Genomic DNA, 26800 nt, shown 5'->3' with positions numbered 1-26800 from the left:
TTGTATCAGTTGATAACTATTTCAGGAATTCAGGTTTAATATTAATCATGACATAGGCCCAGTTCGCCATTTTCTGCGGATCTTTCACGCCTTTGACATAGGCCAGACTATTGGTGGTAAGAAAGGAACAATAGCCACCCTGAAAGCTGATCGACTTGGTCATGTTATAGGTTGCAATAATATCAAGCTCATTGCCAAAGTTGGATGACATAGGTTGTAATTCAGCATTTCTGACTTCTGCGGCGCTGGAAAAATGATGCAGATCGGTTTGGATAGAAAGCTTCTGAGTTGCTGTAAATGTGGTGTGTAAGTAAAGGTCTGACAGACCACCTCTTCCGAAGCCATTAGCTACATAGAAGTAATCCATTTGTCCCCAAAATTTGTGCGGCGTTCCATATAACGGATCAAATGTATGGTTGTTTCTCGATGTAGATTGCGAGCCGGACAAATAGTCAAACCCTGGGCCCGCTGAGAAGCGTTTGCCTGCATTGTAAAGTCCTTTCACTGAAAGCATGTGTGCATTTAGTTTGGCACCATCTTTATCCCGACCTGTTTGCAAATACGCACTTGCATTTACATTCCAGCTCTTCCCTATTTTGGTACTTAGATATGGACCGGCAGTTACGCGATTCCAGGTGCCCTTTTGGTATACTTTTGCATTGCTCTCACTCATTGTATATTTCTGAAAATCGTCTTTGAAAATCAACAAAGACACATTTCCTGATCTTAATTTCTTTCCGATGTAAGCAAATTGCATCGATTTATACATGGTTCCGATTCCGTTGGTTCCCGCGGCGTAGCCCACTGGTACACCATCGTACAAGCCACCTGTTTTTAGTTCACGGTTCTGGTTATACGCAGCGCCTGCATGTGCAGTAATGCCATTTTGCGCAAATTTCAGTATCACGGCATCGTGGCGTCGTCCCTGTTGTAGCCAGTCCAGGTTTCCAAGTAGTCGGGCGTCATCGTATATCAGTTCCTGCCGTCCGATCTTCAGTCCGAATTCTTTACCTGTTTTGGTGATGTTGGTATCGAGCAAACTAATTTCTCCCCAGGCCTCGTGCAGCATCAGTCCATTTTGAGTATTGTTGACAAGCCTGTTATTGGTAGAAGCATCCTGTCCCCACACGCGTACATCCTGTACGGCTACAAAGAAATTCATCCTGTATGCCTTATAGCCAACGTTGAGGCGTGTTCGCTGGGATGTAAAGAAGGCAGGGTCTTCACCTTTTTTTAGTGGTGTTCCTTGTCCGTGCAGTAATTCGGTACGCGTTCTCAATTGTCCTGATACGGTCAATTGCGCAATTCCCTCAGCCGGTAGCAGCATACCCGCAAGTAAAAGGCATAGTGCAAAAGAGTAAATAACTGTTCTCATTTAAATGGATTTATAAAATGAATATTGAATGAGCGCGGCTGATTGTACTTAGACTATTGTATAATTTCTTACTGATGCTGGCTATTGTTCCTGATACGTATTTCGTAAATATTCGATTGCATAGGAAGGGTGCAGAGCAACTACTTCTCCAAGAATCATAATTGCAGGAGCGCCGATATTATTCTCCTTCACCAGATGCGGCATTTCCCATACCTGTCCTATTACACTTTTTTCGTCAGGGCGGGTACCATTCTGAATAACAGCCATGGGTAGGTATCCCCTTCCAAAGTGCTTGTACAGATCGCAGATTTCTTTGAGTTTGTTCACTCCCATCAAAATGACGACTGTTGCCTTGGATTGTACAGCCAGTCGAATGTCTTCTGATAATTCTCCGGAGCGGGTAGTGGCAGTAATCACCCAGAAACTTTCGCTGACACCTCTTCGGGTTACCGGAATTTCCAAAGATGCAGGTACAGCTATACAGCTGGATACACCAGGTATATTTTCTACAGCAATGCCATGGTTACGTGCATACTCCATTTCTTCATGTCCTCGTCCGAATACAAATGAATCACCACCCTTCAGTCTCACTACATGGCCTCTTTTTCTGGCAAGTCGTACGATAAGTCCGTTGATCTCGTCCTGTGAAAATGAAGCATCACCCGCTTTTTTGCCTACATACATTTTTAAGGCGTGCTCGGGAGCATGTTCCAGTAACGCAGCATTTGCCAGTTCATCATATAGGACAACATCTGCCGTTTGCAATGCTTTTACTCCTTTAAGCGTGATCAGCTCTCCGTTTCCGGGTCCTGCTCCAACCAGTGTTAGTCTAGACTCCATCGCTTTATCTATTATATATGGTGAATATTGGAAATGTACTACGAATAGTAAAACATAACTATTTGTATTTGTTGGTTCAAAATTAAGGTCATTATTTTTAAAAACAATAGTTTTGCCAAAAATTATGTTTAAAAATTAACCATTTAGCGAATAAAAAGTTAGGAAATTCTAAAAATGCGATTTAGTTTTGCTCAGTAATATTTGATGTGGTATTTATAGTATTATTGGAATATTGCAATAAAATAATAGTGTTATTCTAAAATTATAGTTATTATTCACTATGGAAGCACAAAAAACTATCCAGATTGTAGTTATAGGCAATGGAATGGTGGGCTACAAGTTCTGTGAGAAATTGCTGTCGAAGCGTAAAAATGATCAGGATTTTGCATTGACGGTCTTTGGGGAAGAGCCACGTGTAGCCTATGATCGTGTTCATCTAAGCGCATTTTTTGCAGGAAAAACGGCTGATGATCTGACATTAGCTCCTGCTGAGTGGTATACAGAAAATGGAATCAGATTGTTTTTATCTGATCCTGTGGTAGATATCGATAGAGAAGAAAAACTGATAAGATCCCATCATGGGCATGTAGTGCATTACGACTATTTGGTGATGGCGACCGGTTCTGGTGCATTTGTGCCATCGATTCCCGGAGTAGAGAAAGACGGCGTTTTTGTATATCGTACTATAGAAGATCTGGAATTGATTCAGTCCTATGCCAAAAAGGCAAAGAAAGGCGCTGTTTTAGGTGGTGGTTTATTAGGGTTGGAAGCTGCCAAAGCATTGCTGGATCTGGGGCTGGAAGAAGCGCATGTAGTGGAGTTTGCACCAAGACTGATGCCGCGGCAGATTGATGATGCCGGCTCGAGGATGTTGCAAAGTCAGTTAGAATCACTTGGATTAAATATTCATCTTGGGAAAAGTACTCAGGAAATAAAAGGGAATGATTGTATTGAAGGAATGCAGTTTGCCGACAACTCATTTCTGGATGTAGATATGCTTGTAATTTCAGCCGGTATTCGCCCGCGGGACGAACTGGCGAAAATTGCCTCTCTGGAAACACATCCAAGAGGTGGTATCATCGTGAACGATCAGTTGCGTACTTCTGATCCTCATATTTTTGCGATCGGTGAATGTGCTCTCGCACATCATATGATATATGGTCTTATTGCGCCCGGTTATGAAATGGCGGATGTGGTGGTCAACAATCTGATGGGGGGTGAAAAATCTTTTTCGCCATTCGATATGTCAACCAAACTAAAACTGATCGGAACAGATGTGGCCAGTTTTGGAGATCCCTTTATAGAGGAGCCAGCCTGCAGAACAATCCGTTACGAAAATAAAGCCAAAGGTGTATATAAGCGCATCAATGTTTCTGAAGATGGAAAGCAGCTTTTAGGTGGAATTCTTGTGGGAGACGCGGAACAATATAACATGCTTTTGCAAACCTGTAAAAGCAAAACAATTCTTCCTCCCGATTCCGAAGATCTGATCCTGGGTTCGCGGGGAGGTGAGGAAGCAGGTGCCGGAGTGATGGGCTTTCCGGATGATGCACTGATCTGCTCATGTGAGGCCGTGACGAAAGGAATGTTGTGTCATGAGGTAGGTGAAAATGGGCACACGACGATTGATGCAATTAAAAAGTGTTGCAAGGCAGGAACGGGTTGTGGCGGTTGCTTGCCTATGGTAAAGGACATTATCCAGGGAGTACTAAAAGAAAAAGGGGTTTATGTTCGGAATGTCATCTGTGAACACTTTGATCATTCCCGCCAGGAGTTACTTGATCTGGTGAAGATGAACGGGATCCGTACCTATAACGGAGTACTTGATCATTTTGGATATGGAGACGGTTGCGAAACCTGCAAACCTTTGGTAGGTTCTATTCTTGCCAGTTTATGGAATGAGAATATTCTGGAAAAAGACCGCGCAACGATTCAGGATTCCAATGACCGTTATCTGGCTAATATCCAGAAAGGGGGAACATATTCTGTCGTACCACGTATTCCAGGCGGCGAAATTACACCGGAAAAGCTGATCGTAATTGGTCAGGTTGCGCAGAAATATGGCATGTATACTAAAATAACAGGAGGGCAGCGGATCGATCTGTTCGGTGCACACCTGAACGATTTGCCGGATATCTGGGAGGAACTGATTAATGCCGGATTTGAAAGTGGTCATGCGTATGGCAAATCGTTGCGAACTGTTAAAAGTTGCGTGGGCTCTACATGGTGCCGCTTTGGAGTTCAGGATTCTGTGTCTTTCGCTATCAAGGTGGAGGATCGGTACAAGGGTCTTCGGTCTCCACACAAATTGAAATCTGCCGTTTCCGGCTGTGTCCGTGAATGTGCAGAGGCACAGAGTAAAGACTTCGGCATCATCGCAACTGAAAAAGGCTGGAACTTGTATGTGTGCGGTAATGGCGGATCCAAACCGCAGCATGCACAATTGATTGCTACGGATGTGGACAGTGAAACTTGTCTTAAGTTGATTGATCGTTTCCTGATGTTTTATATCAAAACAGCCGATCCGCTTACCCGGACTGCTACCTGGCTCAATAAAATGGAAGGTGGAATAAATTATCTGAAAGCAGTAGTGGTGGACGATGTCTTAGGCATTGCCGGCCAGCTTGAAGTTGAAATGCAGGCGTTAATTGATGTTTACAAATGTGAATGGAAAGAGGTAGTGGAAAATCCTGAGCTCAGAAAACGATTCTCACACTTTGTCAACGCCCCGGTAAAAGATCCTACGGTTCAGTTTGAAAGCATGCGTGATCAGAAGCGTGTAAAGGAATGGGTTTAGGTCCATGAGCATGGGGCTAAGGACTTGGCGTTAAATATGAAGAATGAATAGCATTTTAAATACCTGTATAATTGGAGTGGGGCACCACTCTGTGTTTGAGGATTAGATACATCTATAACCCGAGGCATGGCCGAGGGATTACCAACAAAAATCATGGAACCTGTAAAAAACACAAAAGACAGAATTACCTGGCACAAAGCCTGCCATGTGGAAGACATTCCTGCTGACGGTGGTGGTTGCGCACTGATAGAAGGAAAACAAATTGCTATATTTAACTTTTCCAGACGTGGAGAGTGGTATGCGACTGACAATATGTGCCCGCACAGACAGCAAATGGCCGTTGCCCGGGGAATGATCGGAAGTCAGGAAGGTGAGCCCAAGGTGGCTTGTCCTTTCCACAAAAAGACATTCTCACTGCGAAGCGGCCAGTGCCTGAACGATGAAGCATACAGTATCCATACCTTTCCAGTCATGGTTAAAGAGAATCAGGTATATATAGGACTGTAACATTTTTACATGGAGAAAGTTGATAAACGCGTGGCCGGAAGTCTCACGCGTTTTTACGTTGTAGCTCTTATCGTCGTAGCATTTCTGACCTTAGGTAGCTTGTTTTTGATCCGAAAAACAATCAGTAGTCTGAACTATGACGGTCGGGTTGTGAATGTGGCTGGCAGGCAACGAATGATCAGTCAAAGACTCACCAAGCTCTCACTGGTAAAAATCCAGGAGATACCGTATAGCGACCCGGTCCGCTTTGATTCGCTTTTACAGGTATGGAAAACAAGCCATACTCAGCTTGCAGAGAGAAGACTGACGGTGGGCGAGGAGATAGTCGTATGGAAAAGTGCTCCCCTGGACGCCATGTTCGAAAGTCTTAATCCTGTTTTCGACAGCATGTATCAGGCTTTTCAGCAAATTGAAGACCGGAATGTTGCCGCCGATGAAAAGAAGAAACAACTGGAGCTGATTCTGAGGATGGAACCCGTATTTCTTTCCAAAATGAACGAGATTGTATTTCAGTATGATAAAGAAAGTTTCGAGCGATTAAAAAACCTAGAGAGAATAGAGTGGATCATGGATATTATGACCATTCTGGTGCTTCTGGCTGAGGGTTTGCTGATATTCAGGCCGGTGGTGAATGAAACACGACGCGCTGTCAAAATGCTGTATGAATCTCAAGAGGCATTGATCAGAGCCAATGATAGTCTGGAAGAAAAGAATACGCAATTGGTTGAGGCGCAGCATGCCATGCTAAAAGTCAAAGAAGAACGCTATCAGCTTAGTCTCCGCGAGGACCGGATCAGAACCGCTGCCATCATTGAAGGCCAGGAAGAGGAAAGAAAGCGGTTTGCCCGTGAGCTGCATGATGGGATCGGACAAATGCTGACAGGATTAAAATTACATGCTGAAAAATTGAGGCAGATACAGTTCCAGGATGAAAAGCAACGGGAGCGTTTTGACCGGCTCGTACGACTTATTCAGGATACAATCCAAACCACACGACAAATTTCCTATAATCTGATGCCGTCGGTTTTAGCGGATTTTGGTCTGAATGCTGCGTTAAAGCTTTTGTGCGAGCAAACTGCCGACTCAACAGGTCTCCGTATTTACTACGAATCTGACTTTGGTAGTTTGCACCTTAATTCCCAGGTAGAAATCGGATTGTACCGCATTGCACAGGAAGCTTTGCATAACGCAGTGAAACATGCCGTGGCGGACAATATCGTAATTAAATTGGAAGAAAAGCAGAATTGCGCCATCTTGCAGATTAAAGATGATGGTAAAGGGTTTTTAATTTGTAATTTGAAAAGCAAACAGGGTTCAGTTCTTTCTCAGAATGGAATTGAAAATATGAGGACAAGAGCGAAACTAATGGCGGGCGATCTTGAAATCACTTCTGATCCTCTTACCGGAACATTGCTCAAAATCACAGTTTGCCCTGAGTAAAGATTGAAAAAACTAAACCCATGCCCATTCGAATTTTAGTTGTTGATGACCACTCCGTTGTCAGGCAGGGAATTATTACTCTGCTCGAAGATGAGGATGATATTATCATTGCCGGTGAAGCTTCTGATGGAGACGAAGTGGCCGAAATGATCGAAAAAGTGCATCCTGATGTTGTTCTGCTTGATCTCACCATGCCTCGTAAATCCGGTATTGAAACCATCAGGGACATTGTTCCGCTGCATCCGCAAGCTCGGATTTTGGTATTCAGTATGCACAACAATCCGGATTATATTCTTTCGGCGATGCATCATGGAGCTTATGGCTATCTTGAAAAAGACACCAGTCAGGAGGAGATCCTCAAGGCGGTGAGAAGCGTGGCCCGTGGAGAATTCTACTATCCACCACATGCCTCGTCGATCATTATCAAGAGTCTGATGCAACACAGTGCATTCACATCGGTGAAAGGATCTGTCGTAGATGAGCAAAAAGAAATTTCTGTCTGGAAACTGATCACTCCCCGCGAACAGCAAATTCTGACATGTTTGACAGAAGGCCTGAGCAGCAAGGAAATTGGCGAACGTTTCGATATCAGCGCCAATACAGTGGCCAACCAGCGTGCGAGTATTATGAAAAAGGCTAATGTCAAAAATACAGCAGAACTCATCAGTCTGGCGCTTCGCACTGTGCCCAGATCTTCCTGAATTAGAAAGTATAAAATAATAATTTGGGTTTCGGATAAATTCAAAGAACTTTTTTAGGATATTTAGCTTAAAGTCAACCTATTTAATAGGTTGACTTTTGTATATCACGATTTTTAAGTAGGACAGGTAAGTTTATCCTTTTCCTTATTTGTCGCTGAATGTATACAATTGGTTGAAGAAACGAAAGTTGCGCCGTTGCTGTGGCATCTCATTATTAAGCTTACACATTACCTTACGTATGAAAATTTTTTACCGGATTTGCGGACAGGGTTTGTTCCGTTTTGTCATGCTGCATGCGCTTCTCATCACACTTTTTATTCTCTGGGGTTTTTCTGTTTCTACAGCTCAGGTCATTCCGGTCAGAGGAACTGTCAAGAGTGCTACCGGCGAATTATTAATCGGGTCTACGGTTAGAGTTAAGGGTACCCAGGATGGCACTGTATCCAATTCCGAAGGGGAGTTCGTTCTGGACAATGTAGGTTCAGGTGCCACGCTGGTGGTGACCATGATCGGATATGTAACGAAAGAAATTCCTGCAGCAAGGGTAGTTAATATTGTATTGGCCGAAGACGCTGTAGGTTTGCAGGATGTGGTTGTGACAGGTTTTCAGCAAATTGATAAAGGTAAATTTACTGGTTCGGCGGTCACGCTGAAGGCGGATGATGTAAAAATTGATGGCTTGCCGGATGTAAGCCGCATGCTGGAAGGGCGAGCTGCCGGAGTTTCGATTCAAAATGTTTCCGGTACGTTCGGGGCTGCACCTAAGATCCGTATTCGTGGCGCTACTTCACTAAACGGAGATAATAAACCGCTTTGGGTCGTTGATGGGGTGGTGCTGGAAGATATTGTGAATATTTCGAATGATCAGCTTTCCAGTGGTGACCCCACGACACTTCTGGGATCTGCTGTTGCAGGTCTTAATCCCAATGATATCGAAACATTTGACATTCTGAAAGATGCTGCGGCAGCCGCCTTGTATGGTGCCAGGGCTATGAACGGAGTAATTGTTATTACGACCAAAAAAGGTAAAAGCGGAAGCCTGTCGGTGTCCTATTCAGGTAATTTCAGTACGCAACTCAAGCCATCATACAGGAACTTCAATATCATGAATTCTGCAGAGCAAATGGGTGCTTATGTTGAATTGCAGGACAAAGGTTACCTAAGGTCCAGTATATTGGACAGGCCGGATTATGGAGTTTTCGGGAAGTATTACAGTCTATGGCCGGGCAATGATGAGGGGACATTCGGAGCGCCAAATACCGAGGAAGCAAGAAGAAGCTTCCTAATGCGATATGCCAGAGCAAATACCGACTGGTTTGATATTCTTTTCAACAATAACTTTTTACAGGAGCATTCTTTGAGTGTATCATTCGGTACGGAAAAGAGTCAGTCTTATTTTTCAACCAGTTTTCTGAATGACAATGGCTGGACTGTCGCGGACAAGGTAAATCGGTATACACTTAACTTTAGAAACAATTACAAGTTTTCTGAAAAGGTGCAGGTAGGCTTCTCAACTTTGTCATCTCTAAGGCGCCAGAATGCGCCCGGTTCCCTATCCAGACAGAGCAATCCGGTCGATGGTACATATGGTCGTGATTTTGATATCAATCCTTTCAGCTATGCCCTCAATACAAGTCGCGCTCTGACGGCCTTTGATGAAAATGGAGACCGCGAGTATTTCAGGAGAAATTTTGCTCCTTTCAATATTCTTACAGAGCTTGAAAACAATAAAATTCAGCTCAATCTGGCAGATATCAGATTACAGGGAGATTTAACCTATAAGATTACACCAGAAATTCAGTATGATTTTATGGGTGCTTTGCGCTACATAAAGACTGGCAGAGAACATACAATTAACGAGAATGCCAACATGGCTAATGCTTACAGAGCGGCCGGGACTTCGGAAATAGCCAGACTGAACAAATTCCTATATACCGATCCCGATAATCCTGACGCTCAGCCTGTAATTGTTTTGCCAAGAGGAGGTTTTTATAATCGTGCAGAAGATGAAATGGTCTTTTATAATGTCAGAAATAATCTGAGGTACAATAAGGTTATTCAGGATAAACACGCATTTAATGCGCTTGTAGGCCAGGAAATTAAATTTACAAATCGTCAGAACTTCAGTAATACGGGATATGGATATCAGTATGACCAGGGAGGTGTTCCTTTTGTTGACTACAGGATACTGAAACAGACCATTGAAAGTAATTTTCCGTATTTTGAGATGGGTAGAACGTTTGATCGTTTCGCAGCATTTTACGGAAGTTTAGGATATACATTGAATGACAAATATAACTTTACTGCCTATGCTCGTTACGACGGCTCCAACCGTTTTGGGAAATCTAATATCGGACGCTGGTTACCAACCTGGACCGTAGCCGGATCCTGGAACCTTGACCGGGAGGAGTTTGTCAAAGATCTGACCTGGATCAGCTATGCAAAAATCCGGGGAAGTTATGGGTTAACGGCGAGCACCGGGCCTGCTTCCAATTCAGCAGTTTTGCTGCAGAGCATCATTACAAATCGTCCTTTTTCGGATGAAAAGGAATCAGCCATTGACCTGGCTTCTTTGGCAAATATGGAATTGACCTGGGAAAAGCTGTATAGCGGTAATTTAGGTTTGGATCTTGGCTTTATGGAGAATAGGTTATCGCTTACAGCAGATGTGTATCTGCGCAATAGTTTCGATCTGATTGATCGTTTCAGAACTTCAGGTATTGGTGGCCAAACCTTCAAAATTGCCAATTATGCTGATATGCAGTCAAAAGGAATAGACCTCTCAGTAGATGCGGTTTTTCACAAGTCCAAAAACATAACCTGGCGAACAAGGCTAACTGCCGGGTATTCACATACCAATATTACACATGTCGATAATTTGCCGAATATATTTGACATGGTGAAATCAGAAGGCGCTAATGTTCAAGGGCGTCCGGTGAGAAGCTTATTCTCAGTTGATTTCCAGGGTTTGAATGCCCGTAATGGTGTACCCATGTTCATCAACGAAAATGGTGAACTTACATCTGATATTTATTTGCAGGACCAGAACATCCAATACTTGAAATATGAAGGGCCGGTAGATCCGCCACTTACAGGTGGGATCAATAATGCTGTGAGTTATAAGAATTTCAGTCTGAATGTACTGCTCACCGGACAAGCAGGAAATAAGATAAGACTCAGACCATTGTACAACGGAAATTCCAACGGAAGGTTTGCATTCAGCGATCTTGATGCATATCCAATGGAATTCAATGATCGCTGGGAGCTGATCGGGGATGAGAAAGTGACAACCATTCCATCCATACCCAACTTAACTACCAATACACTTGAACTGGCGGGTATCTACCCTTACACTGCTTACAATTATTCATCTGAACGTGTGGCAAAAGGAGATTTTGTACGGTTAAAATCGGTTTCTCTGGCGTATAACATTCCTGGGATTGTGGCTAAAAGATTAGGTATGACCAATGCTTCTATACAGGTATCAGCCATTAATCTTTGGTTAATTTATGCCGATAAAAAACTGAAAGGGCAGGATCCTGAGTTTTTCAATACAGGCGGTGTAGCTCAGCCGATTCAAAAGCAGTTTACAGCTTCTCTGAAATTTTCATTGTAGCAAATCAAAGATAAAGACTTAAAATAATTTCGTGAAATAGGATCACAATGGAACATTTTAAAAAATATTTAAAGCACTTTTCACTGGTATTGCCATTGCTCGCATTGGCTGGCTGTGAGCAATTCCTTGCCACGGAGCCGGATAGTACCAGAGCAACACTGAGAACACCAGAACAAGTCTCTCAGTTGCTGGTTACCGCTTATCCTCAGGGAAGTTATGTGGTGTTCAGTGAGGCAATGAGTGATAACGCAGGGGATAAGGGAGTGGGTACAGATGATCGCGTAAACAGAGGCTCATACCTGTTTGAGGTTGTTGATGCACCGGTGGATAAGGAGGACTCTCCGGATATGTATTGGGCTCAGGCGTATCACGCTATTGCAGTGGCCAACCAGGCACTGGCAGTTATTGCTGCGGATGCAAACCCTGCTGCTTTTCAGGCCCAGAAGGGAGAAGCATTGGTAGCAAGAGCTTACGCGCATTTTATGCTGGTAAGTTTTTACAGCAAGTTTTATGATCCGGCTACCGCAGCCAGTGATCCCGGAATTCCATATGTCACCGAGCCCGAAAGCGTTGTTATCAAACAATATGAGCGTAAAACGGTTGCGTATGTGTATGATATGATTGAAAAGGATTTACTGGCCGGGTTGCCTTTGATAAAGGATGTGAGTTATACAGTACCGAAATACCATTTTAACACCGCAGCAGCCAATGCTTTTGCCAGCCGGTTTTATCTGGTTAAAAGAGATTATGCAAAGGTGGTTCAGTATGCCAATAATGTTTTTCCGAGTGGAGATATTAGATCTAATCTGCGTCCATGGAATACAGAGTACCTGCCGCTTTCTTACCAGCAATTGTATAAGCGGTATTCCAGGGCAACAGAAAACGCTAACCTCTTACTGGTAGAGACCAACTCCTTGGTTGGGCGCTTTACACCTACTTACAGGTATGGACTTACGAATCCTATCTGGGATGAGATATCTGCTTGTAGTAATCTCGCAGGTTCAGGCGCTGCGTGGGCTTATCCTATTTTCACTGTAGGTGAAGGTAATTTATTGATTCCCAAGCTGGATGAATATTTTGTAAAAGAATCAGTAAATGCGGAAATAGGAACTGTCTATGTGATGGTCCCACTGTTTACAGCTGAGGAAGTATTGTTTAACCGTGCAGAAGCAAATTTATTTTTGGGGAATCAGGCGGCTGCGCTTGCTGATATAAATTTGTTTACCAGCACGCGTATCAGAAATTACTCATCGGCTAATCATACGATTACACTTCCAAAGATTCGCACTTACTACAGGCTGAGCAACACGACTGGAAATAACAATCTGGGCGTACTTTACAGCATCATGGACTTACGAAGATTAGAGTTTACCCAGGAAGGTATGCGATGGTTTGACATGCTCAGATACGGAATCGATGTGACACATACTACGGCTGAAGGACGAACAATCAGCGTTCCTTATGACGACCCTCGCCGGCAGTTGCAATTGCCGCAATCGGTGACCTTGTCGGGGTTGGAACTTAACAAGAGATAGTTTTCAGGACATTACTTGAACTTTGATACACAGGAAACAGCCTTACATATGAATAGCAAATACATTTTAGTAAAACTTTTTTTCGTCATCGCTTTTTCATCCCTGATGATGTCTTGTAAAGAGGACGATCTGGGCGATGTGGAGAGTATATCGGGATTGAACCGACCACTTCCGGCTCAGGGGCCCATAGATAAATGGATTCTTGATAGCCTGACCACACCGTATAATATAGGAGTGAACTACAAATGGGATCAGTTTGAGTTCAGCGATATATCCAAGACGCTCGTTCCGCCCAAAGAAGAACTTGTTATTCCGTTTGCAAGGTTTGTGCGTCAGGCTTGGATAAATCCCTATATAGAACAGGCAGGCCTTGTATTTTTTAACAAATATTCTCCCAAACTTTTTGTGCTGTCGGGAAGCGTTCAGTATTTATCGAATGGCGGAGTAGTACTGGGGCAGGCAGAAGGAGGGAGGAAGATCGTTATTTTTGATGTGAATAATTTTAAAGTAAAAGGTATGCCCGGGTACGTGGCAGGTAGAGATTCAAACGTCGTAAAAGAAACTGTGAGAACCCTTCAGCACGAGTTCGGGCACATTTTACATCAAAATATCATGTATCCTGTTGAATTTAAAAGAGTGAGCGAAGGGCTGTTTCAAGGAGAGAACTGGATTAACGTGAGCGACCGGGCAGCTTTGGCAGATGGTTTCGTAACTCCGTATGCCTCTTCAAAATATGACGATGATTTCGTCGATACCATTGCAATTCTATTGACCGAAGGGAAAGACGGATATACCAGAATGGTTAATTCTATCAGAGAAGGAGATAGCGTCAATGGTACTAGCGTAGCCGATGCACAGGCAAAACTCCGGCGTAAAGAGGCACTGGTGGTTAACTACTTTAAAACCGCGTGGGGAATTGATTTTTACAAGTTACAAACCAAATGCCGGGCCGAATTTGTAAAGCTGATTTAGGATATTGATGCTCAATTATCGATGATATGAAAAAGAATTTATCAACCATACTGCCGCTGCTTTTTTTTGTGGTCTTACTGTCATGTAAAACAGAAGATCCTGTGTTTGAACAAACATCGAATGAGCGGGTGAATGCAGCACTGGATACTTATCAAAAACAATTGGTGGGTTCGGAATACGGCTGGAAGGGAGCTATTTATCCGGGAGCTGGCGGTGTTTACAGTTTTTATTTCAAGTTTAATGATCAGAACAGAGTCGTTATGTACTCTGATTTTGATCCGGAATCGGCTGTGACTTCCAAGGAGAGCAGTTACCAGGTAAAGGCCTTACAAGTTCCGTCCCTCGTATTTGATACCTATTCCTATCTGCATGTTTTGGCAGATCCCGACGGAGGTGTGAACGGGGGAGATTATGGATCAGGTCTACAATCTGACTTTGAGTTTTCATTTAGTCCAGATACACTTGACAATGGAACCATTACACTGATAGGTACCAAAAACAGAACGAGGTTGGTGCTGACTAAGGCGAGCCAGGCTGAAGCTGTTGCCTACGGAACTGGTGGACTGGGGAAAAGTTTATTGTTTAATAAGATAGATCTTTATCCGGTATATTTTAAGAGAATTACGATAGGTGGTGTAACCTATGAAATGAATGTAAATACATCGCTTAGAATGATTACTATGACTTGGGTGGAAGGAACTGCAACCAAAAGTTTCACCACATCCTTCTACTATACTTCAACAGGAATTGCCTTTTCCAATCCACTTGTAAACGGATCAAATACGTTAAGCGGGTTCAATAATATTCTTTGGGATGATGTTAAAAAACAGTTAACCCTATCTGTAGGGAATTCTGCATTATCAGTGAGTGGCGCGTCTAAACCTTTGGCTGTGGATATAGCTGCGGCACGAAGATGGTATAATGCACCAGTTGCAACTGGCGGTGAGTGGCGTTCGGTTTCAGGATTTTATGTAAATGGTGTGGATGACGCATTTGGTTTGAAAGACCTTACGTCCGATTCTTTTCCTTATGTAGTGTACTTGTATATACCTGCCTACGGCTCAAACTACGATTTGTTTGCACCTGCGTTTTTTGAAAACGGGAGTTTGTCTTTGCATTATGGTACTGCAATCCGTACACCTAATTTTACCAGTGATGGTAGGGTTATTTTCTCTAATGCTGGCACCCTGGGTGATGTGCCGACGACCGGTCCGGTGGCTCAAATGTCAGCGCAACTTTATGAATCCACCGGCTACTACCTTATCCAGACATCCGAAAAAACCTATGACATGGTGAATGCCAAGGATGCTACAGTTTGGATTAACTGGTTCAGGATATAGATTTGAAATATATAGGGCACAAAAAAACACGCTTCGTGATGAGGCGTGTTTTTTGCATTCAGAGTAATTTTTAATATCCTTTATTCTGCACGATTCCTGATGCATCTACCTCGCGCTGAGGTATCGGCAACACCAGAGAATTGGCGTCATAAGCAAGGTTGTCAGAGTTCTGTTTCAAACGTTTCAGGTCATGAATACCTTGTCCTTCGTGGGCTAGTTCAAGCTTACGTTCTTTCAGGATAATGTCTAATGTAGGAGCAGTAATGGCAGTGAGACCAACACGTCTGCGAATCAGATTAAGATCTGCAGCAGGCGTTGCACCAAGCTGTGATGAAAGTCTTTGATTGGACTCAGCGCGGGTGAGATAAAGCTCGGCTAAGCGGAAAGCTGGAATATTCTTGAATTGTAACATCCATTTACCACTTCTTACAGCTCCTGACCCCTCATAAAACAACTTCAGACGTGCATCTGCTGCTTCGTAAAGATTAAGGTGTTTGGTCTGCACGGACACATCCCCGTCGCGTCCTCCATACTGAGGAATTGACCAGAAAAGCTGCATGTCATTGTCTCCGTCCTGATCACTCACTTGAATCGCAAAAATGTCTTCTACAGAGTTGGCAGCGTTATTGAAAGCAGCTGCATAAGTTGTAGTTAATGCCATTCCATTCGAAGTAGCGAGTGAAATCCCTTTGTTAGCAGCAGCCAGTGCCTTCGCATAGTCCGCCTTTTGAAGGTAAATTCTTGACAAATAGGCATTGGCGGCAATCTGGTTCAGATAAATTCCATTGGTTTCAGGCAGCAAGCTTTCAGCTTCTACAGCATCCTGGATAATTTGGGCATAAGTTGCTTCTACAGAAGCTCTTGTTACAATTTTTCCCGGTTCTGCTGCTATAGTTGGTTCCAGCACGAGTGGGAGTCCGGGATTGGAACCTGTGTTGCCTGCACTGTAAGGTAAAGCGTATAGTTGAACAAGCTCGAAAAAGGTAATAGCACGCAACAGCAAAGCTTCTCCCTTTACGCGGTCCTGATCTGCTTCGTTTACTCTGTCTACAGCGCTCAGAACATTGTTTGCAATATTGATGGTTTTGTAGGATTCCAGCCAAATATCACGAACAAAGCTATTATTTACCAAAATTGATTTCCGGTACACATCCCGTGGCTGGTTGTAGGTACCTTCCCAGGCTATCTCGCTGTTAGAAGCAAGAAGTTCAGAAAATAACGCCATGTCGCCTCCGAGTACAAAGGCGTCGCTGATTGCGTCGTAAGCTCCGGCCAGGGCTCTTTTAATGTTGGTGTCGGAATTAAGTACAGTTTCACTATCTACCTCCTGTTGCGGCAACAGATCAAGCTTTCCGGCGCAGGATGAAAGAAGGAGCATGGTACCTAGTATGATTGCATTATATCTTTTCATAGTCTGATATTTTCGGTTGTTAACTTTGTTCAGGATTAAAGTCCGAGGCTTAATCCAAATGTCAGGGATTTGATTTGCGGAGCAGCGTAAAAATCACTACCCTGGTTACGGTTACCTGCACGATAGTCGGTGTTTACCTCAGGATCCCATCCCGGATATTTGGTGAAAGTGAGCAGGTTTACACCCGTAACATACAGGCGCAGTGAACTAAGTTTCATTTTTTGTAATACGGCCTGAGGTAATTTGTAGCTCAGGGTAATGTTTTTAAGGCGAACATACGAAGCGTCGTACACGTATCTGCTGGAAGCAGATGTACCATTTCCTCCGGCAAGACGAAGTTGTGGTTCATTGGTGATATCACCTGGTTTCTGCCATCTGTCCAGCGTTTCAAGAGTCTGGTTGTCGTACCAGTCAAAGCTGGAAGTCATAAATCCGCCGGCACCGTTGGTAACCTGGTTTCCGAATACTCCCTGAAACAAGAAGCTCAGCTCTACACCTTTGTATCCTACCGTATTGGTTAATCCGCCAATCCAGTCCGGATTAGGATTTCCAACAACGAAATTGCCTGCAGCATTGTAGTCGTTGGTTGTTTCATTATTCTCAGTGTAATACAAAGCATCTCCGTTTGCAGGATCAACACCAGCATATTTAGGTCCGTAGAAAACACCTATTGATTCTCCGACAATAAGTGAGTTCAGGAATCGTCCGTCGTTACCAGGCAGAAGCTGAGTTTCTCCATCCAGCTTGGTAAGCTTGTTGATGTTTCTGGAAAGGTTCAGACTGGTTGTCCAGGTTACCGGTCCTCCTGAAAGGTTGGTAGAGTTCAACACGAACTCAACTCCTTTGTTTTGCATAGAACCGATATTGGCTGTCTGCGTGGCAAATCCGGAAGTTCCCGCAACGGGTACATTGTAGATCAGGTCTTTTGTATCTTTTACGTAATAATCGATTTCCCCTGAAAGACGGTTTTTGAAAAGACCGAAGTCAAGACCAAAATCAATCTGATTTGATTTTTCCCATTTCAGGTCAGGGTTGGCCAGCTGTGTAGGAATAAGTCCTGATGATCCGCCATACTTAGAGCCACCCCAAAGTGCCAGTTGTTTGAAATCACCAAAACCATCAGCATTACCGGTTATACCCCAGCTACCTCTCAGTTTAAGGAAACTGATTGTATTGTTTGTAGCCAGGAAGGATTCTTCTGAAATTACCCAGCCTCCCGATACGGCAGGGAAGAAACCGTATTGGCTGTCTTTTCCGAATTTGGATGAACCATCAACACGCCCGCTGACAGATAGCAGGTAACGATCGTTGAATTTGTAATTGGCTCTACCGAAGTAAGAAAGGAAGGAAGATTCTGTTGAGGTAGAATACCCCGCTGTAATTTTTCCGGCACTTTCAATTTTCTTCAGGTCATCAACAGGGAAATCCTGTCCTGTTACTGAGTTACGGTCATCCTTATAGTTCTGGAAAGACATACCAGCTGTCAGGTCGATGCTGTGCTTGTCTTTCAGGATATTATAGTTGAAATAGTTGTTCGTGTTGTAGTTAACTGTACGGTAAAAATAGCTTGAACCTTGTCCGTTTACAGATTGTCCTACCTCGGTTTTTACACCTGAAAAAATATCTTCATCCTGATTTAGTATATCAAAACCAAATTCAGTTCTGAACGTAAGTCCTTTGACAATGTTGTAGGCAAGATAAGTGCTCCCGATATTTCTGTAACCGGTTGTCTGGAATTTCTTGTTGCCCAACTCCATCAAAGGGTTGTAATAGGTTGTTACCGGGCGGTCGTTGATCTCACCGGCAGCATTACGTACAGGTGTAATCGGTGCCAATGCGATGATCTGCATGGGGGATGAAAATTGGTTGTCTTGCGCCAAACGGTTCGCGATGGTTCTCGACAGACCCATGTTGAATCCGATTTTCAGACGTGAATTGATATCGTGATCAAGATTGATACGTCCTGAAAGTCTTTTGAAGTCGTTACCGATCAGAATACCGTCCTGGTCATTGTAACCCGCGCTGATGTAAAATCTGGTTTTTTCATTTCCGCCGGATGCGTTGATGTCAAATATCTTGGTTCTGGACGCGTCGTTAAATGCCAGTTTCTCCCAGTTGGTATTTGTTTGCTGCGTTCTCCAGTCCGTTCCTCCTGAATATCTGTCCAAACGTCCTTCAGCTGATTCAAGCCATGAGTCTTCATATTGAGCAGGATCTGTGGAGTTAATACCCTCCAGTGCATCAGAGTTAATGGCTGCTTCACGAAGCAATTCCACATATTGCTTCGCATTCAGGAATCCGCGTAAATGCGTTGGTTTGTTGAAACCATACTGAACATTGGCAGTAAGGCTTGTTTTACCTGATTTACCTTTTTTCGTAGTAATCAAAACTACACCATTCGCAGCTCTTGATCCGTAAATAGCTGATGCTGATGCATCTTTTAGTATTTCAAATGATTCAATATCGTTGAAATTGATATCTGCCAGAGGGTTTCCCGAAGGTGCCGGAGAATTACCTGATGTGGCTGATCCTGCAAGTGCGGAAGAGTTTACAGGTATACCGTCAATTACGTACAATGGATCATTAGATGCGCTGATCGAACCCGTACCGCGGATACGTACTTTGATACCTTCACCCACCTTGCCGCTATTGGACTCTACAAATACACCTGCTGCACGGCCTTGCAGTGCCTGATTGAAGTTAGGAACAGGAGTATTCTGGATATCCGCACCTTTAATACTGGCGATATTCCCGGTCAAATCTCTTTTGATTTGCGAACCAAATCCGGTAACCACAACCTCGCCTAAACTTCTGGAATCTGAGGTTAGTTTTACATCGATTACACTGCGGTTACCTACCAGCTCTTCTTTTGAAACCATACCTACAAAGCTGAATATCAGCGTTGCATTGGGCGAGCTTACCTGAAGAGAATAACGTCCTTCAGCATCACTCTGACTACCATTTGTAGTTCCTTTTTCCTGAATTGTTACACCCGCCAGCGAAGTTTCATCCTCCGATGTGACGATTTTTCCACTCACCGAAAATGATTGTCCATACCCATAGAGGCATGTGATCAGGAGACAGAAAACTGTTATAATAAAGGTTTTCCTCATAATTGTTAAATTTGGTAATTAGGATTTTTTACGGAACAAATGTAGTGTTAATGTTAGACTCGCGAAATATTTGTCTTTTATTATTTAGATTGTCAAGAATAAAAATTGTCAGTTAAATAATATTTGTGCAAGCTTTTCAGGGAATATTCTTGTATTAGTACAATACTGACCCATGAAAGCGTATATACACCTGCCCGAATCGGGGGATATGAAAGGTAGCTAATCGTTATCAGGATGATGTTTAGGGATAGTATTTTACCAGTACTTCCCATTTTTCTGTACAAAGCGATAACCCCGCCAGAAAATAAAAAAATGATTAAATAGGGTAGGGAAAAGACCGAAGTGTTTACGGAGTACTTTGAAGCGATCGGTGAGGGAACGTTTGTGGTTTTGTACAGATGTGCCGCCCAGAAGGTACTTGCAGAGTACAAAGTGGAGCGAAACAATGGTGTCCGCCTTTTTCAGACAAGTAATTTCCCAGTCGATATCGGCGCTGAGGTTATTAATGTCATATTCGGGAGCGAGCGATTTTTTGACAATGAACGCCTGATGACACACTTTCATACCGTATTTGAAATCCCGCCATTGCAGATGATCTGGTAAATCGTGAGGCGTGAATTTACTGCGAAGTCCCACTTCGGTGCCGTCTTCTCTGACAAACATGGCGTCGCTGTAACAAATATCTGGATCTTGACTCAGTTGTGAACCGAGTTTGTGTAACACTGCCGAATCATATATTTCGTCCCCTGCATTCAGAAACCAGATGTATTTACCGGTTGCCAGGAGGAGGCCTTTGTTCATGGCGTCATATAAGCCTTTGTCCGGCTCGGAGATAACTTTACTGATAAAGCTATAGTTTTGCGCTATGGTAAGGGTATTGTCCTTTGATTTGCCATCTATAATCAGATATTCCAGGGATGCAGGATCAATATGCTTCAACGCATCTTGAACGCTTTTCAGAGTCCGCCCGAGATATTTTTCTGCGTTGTAAGTAATGGTAACAATTGTGATCAGCGGCATTTTGCAGTTGTTTGGTGATGTAACATATCCGTGTACAACCTGCTGTACTGGCTTGTTACAATTTGCTCACTGTAAGTACTGATTACTTTTTGCCGCGCCGCAAATGATACTGATTGATCTGAATTGTGTTCCAATACCCAGTTTATTCCATCCGTCAGGGAATTCGCTGATTTCAGGTCGGCTACATATCCATTGCTCAGATGATCGATCATTTCAGGGATACCGCCTGTTACAAATCCGACCGCAGGTGTGCCACAAGCCATTGCTTCCATAATGGTATTAGGGAGGTTATCTTCCAGAGATGGCACGATGATCATGTCGGCAGCATTGTATATCTGAACCATTTGCTTCGGCTCAGTGATCTTACCAAGGTAATGCACAGGTACCGGAAAAGCATCGAAACTATTGTTACCCGATTTTCCGAAAATAAGTACCTCAACATCTTGTTTTTCGGCGCTATATTGCTTCATGGCCTCTTTAAAGTATACAAATCCTTTTCTTGGATCCTGCGTATTGGCACCAGCGAAGAGAAGCAGTTTTTTGTCGGTAGGTAGTCCCAGTTCAGCCTTGATGTTATACTGATCTCCGGGAGTAAAAAAGTCGGTATCGATGCAATTCGGAATACATGCTGAAGTTAGGTTTTGGGTCAGTGCAGCTTGTTTGGTCAGGTTGGAGAGCCATTCGCTTGGTGATACGAGTGTCAGATTTGTATTCGTATAAATTTCCGCTTTTTTTTCAAACTGAGAAAAAGAGATGTCGTATAAATCCGGTTTGGCCAGATACGGACAGTACTCGCAGTGCGTCAGATAATTGTCACATCCTCGGCTGTAGTGGCACCCGCCAGTGAACGCCCACATGTCATGGAGCGTCCAAACAACTGGTTTGTCCAGAGCGAACAAGCGATCCAGTGAATCCATCGACAGAAATCCAAAATTAATCCAGTGCAAATGGATGATATCGGCTTGCTGTACGAGTGGATGCTTACTGATGTCGGTACCTGCAACAGATGGTGAAAAAGCGAAACGGACGCTACTATCTTTTTCCTGAGGATAGAAATAGATACGTTCCTCAACAAATCTGAAAAATGATTTATGCGATTCCCATTTGGAAGTGATCAGATCGGTGACGCCGGGTTCACTATCTTTTACGCCGGAAATAAGCATGTGAGAATCTTCGCCGTTACGAAGCAAGGCCCGATGTAAACGGGTAGCAGCCACTCCGGCTCCTCCTTCAAGATGAAAAGTACTCAAATGCAAAATCATAAGCCGTAGGAATAGCAACCGGGTGACTTGCTGCCCGGATAGAACAAAATTAAACAGATATAATGATTATTCGAATTTTGGATCATGTGTAGGAGTTTCCTATTCACGCCAACCGAATATGTTCAGCTGAAGGTCCATCACATCATTACCCCTGTAGCGGTGGTTTACAAATGGGCGGTTACGATGCTGATTGGTATCGATAAAATACCGGAAACCGTTTTCTTCGAACACACGAATCACATCCGCAAGTCCCTGTGGATTCCCTATATAAGAATGGAATTCAACAAAGAGGTTTTTGACATGGCTCATTGCATTTTTACAGTCTTCCAGCACCTCAATTTCCGCACCTTCAATATCTATTTTCAGGAAGTCAACCGAACTTTCTTTTTCCAGGCAATCCTTTAGTCTGATCGAAGGAATCAGCTTTTTTTTTGCTTTGGAGTAAATGGATGAAGAATCTGCAGATTCACTTCCAAACCAGATCCCTTCTGTATCCTTCCATACTGCTTTTGGGATAATTTCTACGTCGTCAATTTGATTACGAATCAGATTGGAGCGAAGCAACTGTATGATTTCCGGCTCAGCTTCAAATGCGCTTATCTTTGCGTCTGGATATAATTCCTTGAAATACAATACACTCATGCCAATATTAGCACCACAGTCGAGTATAACGGGAGCCGGATTATCGGAATTGAAAAGGTAGAATTCATCCGCATAAATTTCTTTGTATTGCCATAAAAATGACATCACGTCCGGTACTTCCAGTTGGTATTTTCCAAAACTGACGTGCGTACGGGTGTGTCGTTTGGCATTGCCATATTTTAGAAGAAGTTTGATGAATTCTCTGTCCCGGGCAGTTCGTAATGCCTGGAAAGGTTCCTTAAGTAAATAGCGCAGCCAGTACATGAAATTGGATTAGGCAGTAAATTTCAAAGCGAAGATAGGGCAAAGATTGAAGCTGTCCTTAAAATTACTTTCGTTTGTGTACTTTTGCAGCTATTATCCAATTTCGATCTGGCACATGCGTGTTTGTTTTGTTATGGCGGGGCTTCCGCATTATTTTACCTTGATCCTGAATAAAATGGTCTCCGAATACGGAACTGATTTGATTCTGATCAAGCCCAGTCAGAAAAGCAAAGCAGTAGGATCAGGAGTAAAGGAGGCTGATTCGGCAACGAAATTCAGGCTCATCGAACTTCCTGAATATAACACCTGGTATGGGAAACCGTTTTTTAAAGATCTTATTCCTACATTGGAAGAAATAAAGCCGGACATCATTGTGATGTCTGCCTGGCCCTATTTTCTACAGCTTGTACTCAACCCATTCTTTTATTCAAAACTGAAAGGACTTGGCGCGAAGCTGATATGCCGTGACATACCTTTCAATATTTCCTATTGGGGAAAGAGTAAAGAATATTACTACTCAGGGCAAAATATCACCGAGGATCTCGGAAGCGGCAGAAAAAACTGGAAGGGCTATCTTTCCTTTTTCATGATCACTTGTCTGCGGAAAATCTACTTGCCGATGGCCGATGCGCATATCAATTATTTTGATGAAGCCAGGAACATCACCGGAAGTTATGGTGTGCCCGCCGAAAAAATATTTATAGCAGCGAATTCACCTGATACGGATGAGCTGCTCGCTACTTATGATGAGGTATTGACGCAGCCGGCAATTCTACCACATAATCCGCATCGCATCATCCACGTGGGTCGTTTGGTGAAATGGAAACGGGTTGATATGTTGATACAGAGCATTGTAAATTTATCTGCCGATCTTCCTGATATAGAGCTGGTGGTGATCGGATTTGGACCAGAAGAAGAGACATTGAAACAACTTGCAATAGAACTCGGCGTTGCTGACCGCGTCTTGTTTATTGGTGGCGTTTATGAATCTCTGAATCTGGGTCGCTATCTTCATGCTTCGGCGGTGTATGTATTGGGCGGTATGGGCGGACTGTCTATCAACGATGCGATGTGTTTTGCGAAGCCTGTCGTATGTTCGGTCGCGGACGGAACTGAGAAACGTCTTGTCAGAGAGGATTATAATGGTTATTACTTTAAGAATGGTGATCAGGTGAGTCTGGATGATTCCATTAAGAAGCTTTTGAAGGATGGTGAAAGGGTAAAACTGTTCGGTGAGCGATCACTGGAAATTATCAGAAAAGAAGTAAATATTCACAGCGTATTGAGAGAATATACTGTTGCATTTCAGTATGTGCTGCAACAGTAAATTTCCAAAGCAATTTGATATCAAAAAATGAAAATTCTAAGCATTGTCGGTGCACGTCCTAATTTTATGAAAGTGGCTCCGCTCCACAGAGCGTTCCTGAAACATCCTCAGATCGAATCAAAAATCGTCCATACAGGCCAGCACTATGACTCAAAAATGTCCGACGTGTTCTTCAATCAGCTTGAATTACCCCGTCCAGACTATTTTTTGGGGGTAGGAGGAGGTTCTCATACTCAGCAGACGGCCAAAATAATGGTAGAATTCGAGCAGGTAATGCTTGCAGAAAAGCCGGATCTGGTACTTGTTGTAGGTGATGTGAATTCCACCATCGCCTGCGCCATGGTAGCTGTAAAGGAACATGTTCCGGTGGTGCATGTGGAGGCGGGGCTGAGAAGTGGTGATCGTCGTATGCCTGAGGAAATCAACAGGATTATGACAGACGCTATTTCTGACGATCTTTTTGTAACAGAGAATGCAGGTCTTGTAAATCTCAAAAAGGAAAGCATTCCGGATGAAAAGGTACATTTTGTAGGCAATGTGATGATCGATTCACTGGTTCATTACCGTGAAAAAGCATCGCAACTCAACTTGCTTAAGGAACTTGGATTGCAGTTTGGCGAGTACGTACTGGTAACCATGCACCGACCCAGTAATGTGGATGATGCAGCTGGGTTGAAAAATATCCTTGCTATTCTGAAAGATACAGCTGCGAGAACTAAGGTGCTTTTCCCGGTTCATCCGCGTACACTAAAAAATATAGAAACATATGGTTTGCTGGAAGAGCTGGAATCCATTGAAAATGTGACATTGATGGAACCGCAGGGCTATCTTGAATTTCTGCATCTGATGGCCAATGCAAAGCTTATCGTGACAGATTCAGGCGGTATTCAGGAAGAAACCACGTTTTTGAAAGTGCCATGTATCACCTTCCGCGCGACTACAGAGCGGCCTGTTACTGTGGAAATGGGAACGAATTATCTGCAGAGTGATCTGAATCCGGTATCGGTGAAAGAACTGGTTGGTGCTGTCTTGGATGGTAGTTCCAAAAAAGGGGAGACGCCTCCCTTATGGGACGGGCATGCTGCTGAACGTATTGCAGCAATATTGTTAGAAAAATATGCTAAATAACAGCCGGAGGTGGGAATAGTAGTTCGTCAGAGTCTAAAGGCAGGGCTGGGTTCATATATAGGGGTAGGAATAGGCGTCATCAATCAGATGTTTGTATCTACCAAATTTCTTACTGTGGAAGAGCTGGCACTTTCCAGACTTTTGTTTGAAAACAGTTTACTTTTCGCCGCCTTTGCCCATCTTGGAACTCCGTTTATTGTTGATAAATTTTTCTCTCTTTTCAGGAGTGACGATGAACAACACAGAGGAATTCTTGCTTTTCTGCTCGTTATGCCTTTTATTGGTGTATTGTTATTTACAGCGGCTTATCTTTTTTTCACTCCTGAAATCAAAGCTTATTTCGCTGAGCAGTCACCCATGATCCTGAAGTACCATTTCCTGGTGGTACCACTCACAGGCTTTTGGATTTATATTACTGTTCTGGAGTCTTACTGCAGAAATAATGCCCGCATTGCCATTCCAAATTTCATACGGGAAGTATACCTGAGGATTGCGAATATGTTGCTTGTTCTGATCTATGGGCTGGGATGGATCAGTTTCGATATCATGTGGGGATTGATGATCGCAACATACGCGTTCGCCGTCGTATTATTATTGGTTTACATCAAAAAACTTGGAAAGCTCTATCTCCGGTGGCCTGATCGGAACTTTCTTAATGGTGCGCTTCTGAAGCAAATGGTGGGCTACGGCAGTTTTACAATTCTGGGAGGTATCGGAGTTAACCTTGTTTTGTTTATTGACAAGTCAATGCTCGCAGGAGAGGAAGGGTTAGTCAGTACAGGTATTTTTATCATTGCGGCCAGTATCGCCTCTATTATTGAAATCCCAAGAAAGGCTATTGCTCAGATTTCCATTCCGCTTTTGGCAGGTGCATTGGTCCGCGAAGATTATAGTCATGTCCGCGTCATGAACCAGAAATCAGCATTGAATCAGCTCATTGCCGGTGGTTTCTTCTTTCTTCTGATCTGGGCCAGTATTGATGATATTTTTTATCTCATTCCGAAAGGAGATACGTACAGCCAGGGGAAATATGTAGTGTTGTTTTTAGCCATCGTGAAGGTTTTCGATATTGCTACAGGGTTGAATTCTGAGATCATTATGTATTCCAAATATTTCAGATGGTCAACTTTGTTCATCATTACAACGGCTATACTTGGCGTAACATTCAATCTCTGGCTCATTCCGCTATACGGATTTATCGGTGCGGCTCTGGCTACAGTTTTTACTACGCTGGTCTATTCCGTTACCCGTATGACTTTTGTATGGATGAAGTTTGATGTGATGCCATTCACGATGGGAAGTCTGAAAGTTGCGGTGATTCTGGCAATTTTGTATGGACTAACCCTTCTCATTCCACATTACGATAAGACTATTCTTTCGGCTATGATAGCATTAGTGCTGCGTTCTGGTTGTATAGCTATACTTTTTGCACTTGCCATCATTCAGCTCCAGGTTTCGGAAGAAATTAATGGTTTAGTACGTGGGTTGCAACAACGTTTTTTTAAATAAT

The 26800-nt window shown here is 43.3% G+C and carries 18 protein-coding genes; 11 read left to right on the top strand and 7 right to left on the bottom strand.

Annotated features, from left to right (window positions below):
- Positions 1–16: 16 nt before the first annotated feature.
- Complete coding sequence (locus AC1XUE_RS17950) at positions 17–1375, bottom strand: alginate export family protein (protein WP_483357367.1); 1359 nt, start codon at positions 1373–1375, stop codon at positions 17–19.
- 81 nt (positions 1376–1456) lie between these two features.
- Entirely contained in the window at positions 1457–2215 is a 759-nt protein-coding gene (gene cobA / locus AC1XUE_RS17945; protein ID WP_483357366.1) for a uroporphyrinogen-III C-methyltransferase, read from the bottom strand.
- A 280-nt stretch (positions 2216–2495) separates the two neighbouring features.
- On the opposite strand from cobA, the gene nirB reads away from it, so the two are divergent.
- The 8 genes from nirB (at position 2496) to AC1XUE_RS17905 (ending at position 15123) form a co-directional block, all read left to right on the top strand.
- The gene (gene nirB, locus AC1XUE_RS17940) at positions 2496–5012 is read left to right on the top strand and encodes a nitrite reductase large subunit NirB (RefSeq protein ID WP_483357365.1); all 2517 of its coding nucleotides are present in this window, start codon (positions 2496–2498) and stop codon (positions 5010–5012) included.
- A 153-nt stretch (positions 5013–5165) separates the two neighbouring features.
- Positions 5166–5519: a nitrite reductase small subunit NirD gene (gene nirD, locus AC1XUE_RS17935; RefSeq protein WP_483357364.1), complete on the top strand. Its 354-nt coding sequence runs from the start codon at positions 5166–5168 to the stop codon at positions 5517–5519.
- Positions 5520–5528: 9 nt separating this feature from the next.
- Entirely contained in the window at positions 5529–6959 is a 1431-nt protein-coding gene (locus AC1XUE_RS17930) for an ATP-binding protein (RefSeq protein WP_483357363.1), read from the top strand.
- A gap of 20 nt (positions 6960–6979) precedes the next feature.
- On the top strand, positions 6980–7660 hold the full coding sequence (locus AC1XUE_RS17925) for a response regulator (RefSeq protein ID WP_483357362.1): 681 nt from the start codon (positions 6980–6982) through the stop codon (positions 7658–7660).
- A gap of 238 nt (positions 7661–7898) precedes the next feature.
- A complete protein-coding gene (locus AC1XUE_RS17920) occupies positions 7899–11276 on the top strand; it encodes a SusC/RagA family TonB-linked outer membrane protein (RefSeq protein WP_483357361.1) in 3378 nt (1125 codons plus the stop codon).
- A gap of 47 nt (positions 11277–11323) precedes the next feature.
- Positions 11324–12811, top strand: coding sequence for a RagB/SusD family nutrient uptake outer membrane protein (locus AC1XUE_RS17915; RefSeq protein WP_483357360.1), 1488 nt, complete (start codon positions 11324–11326; stop codon positions 12809–12811).
- Between the two features lie 48 nt (positions 12812–12859).
- Positions 12860–13783 carry a zinc-binding metallopeptidase gene (locus AC1XUE_RS17910; RefSeq protein ID WP_483357359.1) on the top strand — a complete coding sequence of 308 codons (924 nt, stop codon included), beginning with the start codon at positions 12860–12862 and terminating at the stop codon, positions 13781–13783.
- A 26-nt stretch (positions 13784–13809) separates the two neighbouring features.
- Positions 13810–15123, top strand: a complete 1314-nt coding sequence (locus tag AC1XUE_RS17905; RefSeq protein ID WP_483357358.1) for a DUF4302 domain-containing protein — start codon at positions 13810–13812, stop codon at positions 15121–15123.
- 70 nt (positions 15124–15193) lie between these two features.
- On the opposite strand, the gene AC1XUE_RS17900 is transcribed toward AC1XUE_RS17905, so the two are convergent.
- The 5 genes from AC1XUE_RS17900 to AC1XUE_RS17880 all read right to left on the bottom strand — a co-directional run bounded on the left by AC1XUE_RS17900 (position 15194) and on the right by AC1XUE_RS17880 (position 22835).
- On the bottom strand, positions 15194–16534 hold the full coding sequence (locus tag AC1XUE_RS17900) for a RagB/SusD family nutrient uptake outer membrane protein (protein WP_483357357.1): 1341 nt from the start codon (positions 16532–16534) through the stop codon (positions 15194–15196).
- Positions 16535–16569: 35 nt separating this feature from the next.
- A complete protein-coding gene (locus AC1XUE_RS17895) occupies positions 16570–19647 on the bottom strand; it encodes a SusC/RagA family TonB-linked outer membrane protein (RefSeq protein WP_483357356.1) in 3078 nt (1025 codons plus the stop codon).
- Positions 19648–19902: 255 nt separating this feature from the next.
- Positions 19903–20667 (bottom strand): glycosyltransferase family 2 protein, encoded by a 765-nt coding sequence (locus AC1XUE_RS17890; RefSeq protein ID WP_483357355.1) that lies wholly within the window; start codon positions 20665–20667, stop codon positions 19903–19905.
- Positions 20658–21929 (bottom strand): glycosyltransferase family 4 protein, encoded by a 1272-nt coding sequence (locus tag AC1XUE_RS17885; protein WP_483357354.1) that lies wholly within the window; start codon positions 21927–21929, stop codon positions 20658–20660. The genes AC1XUE_RS17890 and AC1XUE_RS17885 overlap by 10 nt, the downstream gene beginning before the upstream one ends.
- Before the next feature lie 99 nt (positions 21930–22028).
- A complete protein-coding gene (locus AC1XUE_RS17880) occupies positions 22029–22835 on the bottom strand; it encodes an FkbM family methyltransferase (protein WP_483357353.1) in 807 nt (268 codons plus the stop codon).
- 175 nt (positions 22836–23010) lie between these two features.
- Between AC1XUE_RS17880 and AC1XUE_RS17875 the strand changes: the two genes are divergently transcribed.
- From AC1XUE_RS17875 to AC1XUE_RS17865, 3 genes are read left to right on the top strand one after another with little or no spacing between them, the layout of a single operon-like run.
- Positions 23011–24162 carry a glycosyltransferase gene (locus AC1XUE_RS17875; protein ID WP_483357352.1) on the top strand — a complete coding sequence of 384 codons (1152 nt, stop codon included), beginning with the start codon at positions 23011–23013 and terminating at the stop codon, positions 24160–24162.
- Positions 24163–24189: 27 nt separating this feature from the next.
- Positions 24190–25290, top strand: coding sequence for a non-hydrolyzing UDP-N-acetylglucosamine 2-epimerase (wecB, locus tag AC1XUE_RS17870; RefSeq protein ID WP_483357351.1), 1101 nt, complete (start codon positions 24190–24192; stop codon positions 25288–25290).
- Between the two features lie 9 nt (positions 25291–25299).
- Entirely contained in the window at positions 25300–26799 is a 1500-nt protein-coding gene (locus AC1XUE_RS17865) for a lipopolysaccharide biosynthesis protein (RefSeq protein ID WP_483357350.1), read from the top strand.
- Position 26800 lies beyond the last annotated feature (1 nt).

Source organism: Dyadobacter sp. HNCC25DJ187, assembly GCF_056895255.1.
The sequence above is the reverse complement of the archived record's forward strand: the minus strand, read 5'-3'. Positions and strand labels throughout refer to the sequence as shown.